Consider the following 8,042-nt stretch of genomic DNA (forward strand, 5'->3'; position numbering starts at 1 on the left):
TTTCGATCAGGTACTGGATGTCAGTGTCGGCCGATCTCTCTGAAAAGCTTGAAGTTCATGATCATCTTCTGCAAAAAATGAGCTGTTTCGAATTAAAACGCCATGCTGACGTCAAACCAGACCCGATTGGCGGACTGGGAGCTGGCGAGGTTGTCAAACAGCGCCCGGGCATAGGTCAGGCGTGCATTATATTTCTGAGCAACATTAAAATTGATGTAAGCCCCCGCGCCTTCTAGGCGTAAACGCGCATCACTCTCAGGATTGCTCGCCCAGCTGTTGCGGTTAATGCGGCCTTCGGCGCGATCATAGAACCCGGCCATCGTCAGGTTTTGGCTCCACAGCTGGCTGTTATGGCGAAGCTCCAGGGCGCCTTGTGCCCCCAGGTTGACCGAGGTGCTGTCTGCATTAAATGCGCGCACCCCACCTGGGCCACCCAGCAGCAAAGACTGCGAGCCGTCCAGGTTGCTGTCGCTGAGCTGAGTACGCAGCAACACAAAGGCCGACCACTGGGGCGCAAGGGCTTGCTGCCAGTAGCCATCTATACGCTGCTTAAAAAATTGGCCTTGGCTCTTGCGGGTCTGATGGTCAATTGATTTATCCGTCGCATCGTCATAGCGCAGAAGGCCCAGGGTCGATTTAAAACTGAAGCCCGCCACGCTGTCGTCCCAAAAGCAATAGCCTGAGAGCTCAGCTGTCGTGGACTGGGTATCGCGGTCACGATCCAAAAGTTTCAGTAGGCGGTCATTGAACTTGCTGTACTCATAGCCACCACGCACCTCCAGCCGCCCCCCGTGCGATAACCAGATCGGATGACTTACCCAAGCCGAATAAATATCCGAGTCACCTTTGGCGTCCAGCGGTTCGAAGGCGCCGTTGAGAACGTAGTTCAGGTGCATATAACTGCCGCCAACGCGGGTGCCATTGAAACCTACAGGCAGACTGTAGCCCAGAGCATACTGCTGCAGGCCTGTATGACGCTCCAAGGCTTCGATGGTGGTGACCCCGTCCAGCGTGAACTGATCACCGACTTTCAGTGCACTATTCAAAGCGACACCGGTATAAAGCTGATTGCGCCCTGTGTGAGTGTTGCCGTGGTTATTGCCTCCCACATAGCCGCTGACTCGCTTGATCGGTGCAGCTTGAATATCCAGCAGCGTAGTGCCTGCAAGCTCACCGGCCTTGAGAGTGCCGGCGGCGGACACTCCGGGAAGATCGTTGATTAGATACAGCGCTCGATCCACCTGCGAACTCATGACATAAGACGCATCAGAGCATGGGGCTTTGCAGGTAGCACTTTCGACAAAATGCTGCAGCGCCGCTTGCTCACGGGAATTGCCGGCCTTGACTTGGGGTGGCGCGTAGCGACCTTCAACCACTCGAACGCTGAGGACACCGTCTTGCATGGACTGTTGTGGAATCAGGGCACGCACCGCCAGGAAGCCGCGCTGTCCATAAAGTTGCTCGATGGCCACCGTCATGCGGCGCAGATCTGCCAACGTCACGTCGCGATTCAACCAAGGGGTCGCCGCAGCCTCCACCTCGGATATTGGCACACCCTGGACGCTCTCGAAAACGATTTTCTTGACGCGAATGGTCGTGGCGGTTGTCGTCACAACGTCAGTGGCTACTGCAGTAGTTTTCAATAGATCGGCGCCCTCTGTTTGGGAGCGATCCAAGGACTTAACCGAATCTTGTTGAAGCTGGTTCCCCAGACTGCCGGCCGATGGCAGATCTACCGCCCGCGCTGCTCCGGGCGCAGCGCTTAAAGTGGCGACAAGCAAGGTTAATTTAAAATTATGCAGAGCCATGAAGTATAAACTCAAATTATTTATTAGATATAAGTACAGCCCGCTACAACCTGTTTGCAAGCAGCGAACGGAATGCAAAATATTGAGTTACAAATGCTTTCAAAAAAATAAAACTCACGAGCTTTATTAAATGAGCAATGTATGCGGAACCATGACTAAAACGCACAGAAAAATAGTGAATTGCCGACTTTTCATTAAACTTAATGCGTTAAAGGACGCACGCTACTCACCACCACGGATTGCCTGCTTGAAGGCACCCTAACGATGGAATTTATGCAGGAGTAGCAAAGCGATCAACGCGCTATTACGCGATCACTGAAATTCGCCCAACATTTCATTTTCCAGCATACGCCAGCCCCCTCGAAAAGCTGGTACATTTCCGCAGAAAATTGCCGGTACGCTTAGAGCGGCTGGTCGCGGTAGGAATGGCAGTTACCTGCCCCCCCGCACATACATGGACGCCCCCAGTTTGCCAAGTTTTCAATCTGTGACGGCTCGCAGGTAGAGATTACACTCATACATCCGGACTTTCGGTGCGGCGCTGCCGCTGTCCCTGATGAAATCCGCTGGCCGAGTTCTCAATAGATCCGTGTGCTCGGAGCACGCTGTGCGGGTCAGATTCTCTTGGCCACGGTCTTACCAGTTTTGCCATCAACTCATGATCACCTGAGCAATCGATAGAAGTACTCCACTACGGGATTACGCTGACCTCTCCAAACCGCTCCGACTACGCGACTGCGATAGCCGTCGCGTAGTCGGAGCGGAACTCTCGGTCACTGGATAGTAAGGCCCAGATGATTCTTGCGTTCTTATTGGCCACTGCAACAGCTGCCACATTGGTATTACGCCGCTTGATTAGTCGGATCAGCCAGTTATCAACCGTCTCCTTTTTTCGTTGGGTCGCGTAGATCAGCGAGCGCGATCCCTGGATCAGTAGCGTGCGCAGATATGAATCCCCTCTCTTGCTCATGCCCAATAGCACTGTCTTGCCGCCACTGGAGTTTTGCTTGGGCACCAACCCGAGCCATGCACTCACCTGTCGGCCATTCTTGAAACTTTTGGCATTACCAATTGAGGCCACCATCGCACTGGCCGTGATCGGCCCTATGCCCGGTATTCGGGCCAGCTTACGGCTGTCGTCGTTCATGCGGTGCCAGCCGACAATTTAAATCTCGATCTCGTGGACTTGGCGATCAAACTCCTTCAACTGCTCCAGTAGACGCTCCACAAGCTGACGGAACGATCCCGGCAACTCATTGCTCGCCTCATCAATAAGATCCGGTACTCGGTTGGCTATGTGGGCAATGCCCTGCGGGATTACAAGCCCGAACTCTCCCAACAGTCCTCGGATCTGGTTAACCTGCGCTGTACGAGCTTTCACAAACCCTTGTCGGACGCGATGCAGCGCGAGCACAGCTTGTTGCTCGGTGCTCGGTGCTCTTGATCGGGACGAAACGCATGTTTGGCCGGCCAACAGATTCGCAGATAGCTTCAGCGTCAGCCGCATCGTTTTTGTTCGTTTTCACGTATGGCTTTACGAATTGCGGGGCCATCAGTCTCACATCCTGACCCATGCTGCACAGCTTTCGAGCCCAATGGTGGGCGCTTCCACAGGCCTCCATACCGATCAGGTACTGCGGCACGACGGCAAAAAAGGTGACGACCTGGTCGCGTTTGAGTTGCTTCCTCAGAACGGTCTTACCATGCTCATTAACACACCGTGCACCTGAAATACATTTTTCGCCAAGTCGATACCAACGGTCATAATTTTCATACCGGACGCTCCTCTTGGTTTGTGGTTTCTGAAGCCCTTCCACTATGGCACGTTGAAACCTCTGGCTTGTGGATGGGGGCGTTCCATACCAATAGATCCGTACGTGCGAAACTACCGCAAACGGCTCCTGCCTCAGGTACGTGACGCGAAGCGTTCCTCTGGGTAAGGATGAGTATTACGAGGATTGGGGATATAAAGGTTCGTCAACAGCCCAAAGCGAGACCACTGAAGGCGGTGACGCTGGCTGCGACGCCTGAGGGCTTGCCGCCAGAGACGGCAAATAGCTTTTCTGAACCCGCTAAGACGCACCAGGTTTCCTGGCACCGCGTAGTAATTGAAGTATCCACTGACTACTCGGTTTAGCCATTGACCCTGCATCCGGATTGGCTCATGGCGACGACGATTCAGCTCTTCGCCAATGGCGTGAAGCGTCGCGCGCATTCGCTTCTTTACCGTCAGCCGCAGGATTTGAAAGCGCCCGTTTCTGTGGGTACTACAACAATGAGTGAACCCCAGAAAATCAAATGTCTCCGGCTTACCTAGCCCTCTCTTTCTGCGATTTCTCGTAGCAAAACGACCAAACTCAATCAGTCGTGTCTTCGAGGCATTGAGCGATAAACCGAACCTGGCCATGCGTTCCTGCAACTGCGCCATGAAACGCTTTGCCAGCCATTCTGTCCTGAAACCCACCACACTGTCGTCCGCATAACGTACGACAATCATCTCGCCACGGGCATGCCGCTGGCGCCACTGCCTTACCCACAGATCCAGCACGTAGTGAAGATAGATATTCGCCAACAACGGCGAGATCACTGCGCCTTGGGGACTTCCCTTGGTCGCAGCCACCCTACGGCCATCCTCCATAAAACCCGCCTGAATCCATTTGCAGATAAGCCCGAGCAGGCGCCGGTCTGCAATCCGGTGTCCTAGAAACATCAGCATCCATTCATGGTCGATCTCATCAAAGAACGACGTGATAACGATGCTGCTCGATACTCCAACCAGCGCTTGGCTGGAAGGGTTTACAGCGCTGAAGACTTTCACACCGCCCACGTGCTGGATGATGAGGTTACGGCGTTTGTGGCTGATGTGGCGCGACGGAGGTTGCAGCCAGGCGTACGGTTTGTTGCCGCCATTGACCGTCAATGGCAGGCAATGCCTGCTAAGGCTGGAGTCCGTAACTGTCGTGGCCAAAGATCCACTTTCGGAAAGAATCCAGCCACCACATCCAGTCGTATTCCCGGCACATAGCCATCGGTGGCTGGCTCGGTACAATGCAATGCAAAACGGTTGCCCGACATGCGAATCAATATCGGGCAACCGCTGTTGCAAAAGCTTTGCCCTGCCCGCCACGCGATCGGCGAACCCGTAGCGGGTTAGGCCCGACTTAGATCGTTGGCGGCGTCACCGCGTAGCCATCACTGAGGAAGGTGGTACTGGCATCAGGATCGCCGCTTTGGAAAGCCACTTGGCCAGTAAACTTAATACCTACGCCGCTAGGGATGCCAGGCTGAAGCGTGTTACCCGAGACCAGGCTCTGCGGACTGTTGACCAGCGTATGGCTATCGCTAAATAACACACCGGCCACTCCACCCTGACCGGTGATGTTCAGGGTTTTGTCGGCGGTTAATTGGTTGCTTCCTGCAAAAGTCACCCCCAGGGTATTAGGCCCAAAGCCCTCCCCTGTACCGCTAATGGTAATGTGCTCGGCATGCAACATAGTACCGCCGTGGAAAAACACGCCCGACTGCCCGTGACCGTAAATATCAATACCATTACCCGTTAAGGTGCTGCCCACAAACGCCGCACCGCGCTCATACGCACCACGATCGGCATGGGCGTCGGCTTTCACGCGGATCCGGCCTTTGGCCACATCGGGCGACGTAGCCTTGAGAGTGGAGTCCTCAATGAGTACGCCTGTCAGATGCTTGTGGAATTGAGTTCCGTGTCCTACACCACGCAACTCGATATCCCCAGCGTTGGCCTCCAAATTGGAACCACGTACGGCCAACCGTGCATCGCTGGTCAGAGCGATGGAGCCGTCAGCGGTGCGCAGTGTTGAATCAAATACGCTGAGAAAACCGTTGGCTGTAGCCTTAATATCGTTTTCAGCGGACAAGTGAGCGCCCGTGATCTGGACAGTGTCTTTTCCGCCGATAGTAATATCGCCTTGCGAAGTAACCTTGCCGTTAACTACCACGGCATCGGCAGAAAAGTTGACCGCCCCTTTGAGATCAGCCAGGCTGCTGGCTTCCACTGTGCCCGTCGACACCACACGCCTCACGGCTTGTAGGTTAATGCTGCCGGCTCGTAATGTGCCGCCCATATTTTCAACTTGAGCTCCGGTTGCTGTGGCATCGAGCGTGACGCTCAAGAATGGGTTCTGGGTCGCCATGCTCAGGGTAAACTTATCGCCCGACACCATTTGGATGGAGCCTTCAGGCACTACAATGGTACCGGTGTTGCTGATCATGCCGGCACCGGCCAGAACCACCGAGCCGCCCGTGGCGGCGATAATGGTACCGGCGTTGCCGATTTTTCCTTTCCCTTCGCCCGTAAAGGTGCGATTGCCATTCATGAAGTTGTCCGCGCTTAAAGCGCTGGTGGTCGCCACCAAAGAACCGACGTTGACACTGGCGCCTTTGCCGAAAAGGATGCCGTTGGGGTTAAGTAAATACAGCGTCCCGTTGGAATTCAGGTTGCCATTGATCTGGCTGGCGGCGCCGGCAATCTGGTTCAGGGTAGCGCCGCCGGTGGGCACTTGAAAGTTCACAGAATGACCATTGTCGATGTTAAACGAGTTCCAATCGATAACGGCATTGGCGGAGTTCTGGTGAATCTGCATGGTGTTACCTGCAGAGTGAATCACTGCCTGCCCGTGGGTCACGTTACCGCCATTGGGCAAGCCCTGGGCCAATGCTGTGGCCGCAAGAGCGCCTTGCATAATCGCCAGGCACAAAAGACTCATGGTCCTGGGAATGAATTTTATGGAAGCCTCGCGGGACAATAAACGTTTGAGCGACATATAGGTACCTAAGAAGTCAATAGAAAGAAACGCACAGCCCTGCTTCGCAGTGGAAGCCATTCGTCAGGAAAAATTTGCCATCGAAAGATATCGGTTTAATCCTCCCAAGAATTGGGCGGATCACTGGAATGCTGAAAGTTAAAAACACTTATCTCACAAGAATTCACAGCAATGCGGCACGGCGAGCGCGCACCGCAAACACTGACTCTCTAGTGTGCTGTTCTCGAAATAACTTTTCTTAGATCTCGGCTACACTTTCCCTGTCATTCAGCGCTCGGGGGAACGCAAGTGAACGCCCAAGAAATTGTCCTTAGCCCAGAAGAACAGGCCGAACTGAGCCGCCGAGTACGCTCGGCCACCATCAGTCAGCGCGACGGCCGTCGCGCCCGAGTAATCCTGCTGGCAGCCCAAGGTTGTTCGCGGATAGAGATCGCTCGCTTGACCGGTTTCTCATTCCCCACGATCACCTGTTGGTGCCAGCGTTTTCAAACGCTGCGATTGGACGGTTTGCTCGACAAGCCGGGTCGTGGGCGCAAAACGTCCTTGCCGGCAGACGCCGTGTGTCGTGTCCTTGAGCAGGTTACTCGGCCGCGAATCGGCGAGCCTCGATGGAGCTGTCGGAGCATGGCGCGAGTCGCCGGGATCTCGGCCACCAGCGTGCACAGACTCTGGGCCGCCAATGACCTGAAACCGCACCTGACCCGCACCTTCAAACTGTCCAATGATCCGCATTTCGAAGAGAAGTTTTGGGATGTGATCGGGCTGTATCTTGACCCGCCAGACAAGGCGTTAGTGCTCTGCTGCGATGAGAAAAGCCAGGTTCAAGCCTTGGAGCGCACGCAGCCTGGTCTGCCTCTGGGGATCGGGCATATCCGTACGCAATCGCATGACTATATCCGCCACGGCACTGTCACCTTGTTCACTGCGCTGGATTATCTTCAAGGACGCTTGATTAGTTGCATCGAGCGCCAACACCGGCATCAGGAGTGGCTGGAGTTTCTCAAAAAGATCAATCGCGAAACGCCCAAGCATCTTCAGCTGAATCTGATCGTGGCCAATTACGCCACGCACAAACACCCGAAAGTGCAGGCTTGGCTGGAGAAGCACAAACGCTTCCACATGCATTTCACCCCGACCTCCAGCTCGTGGATGAACATGGTTGAGCGCTTCTTTCGCGACATCACGGTGTATCTGCGTGAGGGCAGTTTAAGCTCGGTTCGCGAATTGGAGAGCTCGATTACCACGTTCCTGGCGTTGCGAAATGCACAGCCGACTCGCTATGTCTGGAATGCAAAGGGAGAAGATATATTGAACAAGATACAGCGAGCCCGTGAGGCGATGGCCTCACAGGCTGGCAGGTAAATTATTTCTAAAACAGCACACTAGCGGCTTGAACCGTATGCAGTGAAATCGCACGCACGGCTCTCAGGGGACG

4 protein-coding genes and 1 pseudogene are annotated in these 8,042 nt (G+C 54.5%); 1 reads left to right on the plus strand and 4 read right to left on the minus strand.

All coding sequences use genetic code 11. From position 1 onward, the window contains the following. Positions 1-92 precede the first annotated feature (92 nt). From ACI77I_RS31300 to ACI77I_RS31315, 4 genes and pseudogenes are all read right to left on the minus strand, one after another. On the minus strand, positions 93-1,808 hold the full coding sequence (locus ACI77I_RS31300; RefSeq protein WP_407000042.1) for a ShlB/FhaC/HecB family hemolysin secretion/activation protein: 1,716 nt from the start codon (positions 1,806-1,808) through the stop codon (positions 93-95). Between the two features lie 727 nt (positions 1,809-2,535). After that, positions 2,536-3,582: pseudogene (locus ACI77I_RS31305) on the minus strand (IS110 family transposase). A 132-nt stretch (positions 3,583-3,714) separates the two neighbouring features. Next, entirely contained in the window at positions 3,715-4,728 is a 1,014-nt protein-coding gene (locus ACI77I_RS31310; protein ID WP_407000044.1) for a reverse transcriptase domain-containing protein, read from the minus strand. 241 nt (positions 4,729-4,969) lie between these two features. After that, a complete protein-coding gene (locus ACI77I_RS31315) occupies positions 4,970-6,607 on the minus strand; it encodes a filamentous hemagglutinin N-terminal domain-containing protein (protein WP_407000046.1) in 1,638 nt (545 codons plus the stop codon). Positions 6,608-6,895: 288 nt separating this feature from the next. Here ACI77I_RS31315 and ACI77I_RS31320 point away from each other — a divergent pair, with 288 nt between their 5' ends. Further along, positions 6,896-7,969 carry an IS630 family transposase gene (locus ACI77I_RS31320; protein ID WP_407000048.1) on the plus strand — a complete coding sequence of 358 codons (1,074 nt, stop codon included), beginning with the start codon at positions 6,896-6,898 and terminating at the stop codon, positions 7,967-7,969. Positions 7,970-8,042: the final 73 nt, after the last annotated feature.

Origin of the sequence: Pseudomonas sp. D47, assembly GCF_045447305.1 — a bacterium.
GTDB lineage: Bacteria > Pseudomonadota > Gammaproteobacteria > Pseudomonadales > Pseudomonadaceae > Aquipseudomonas.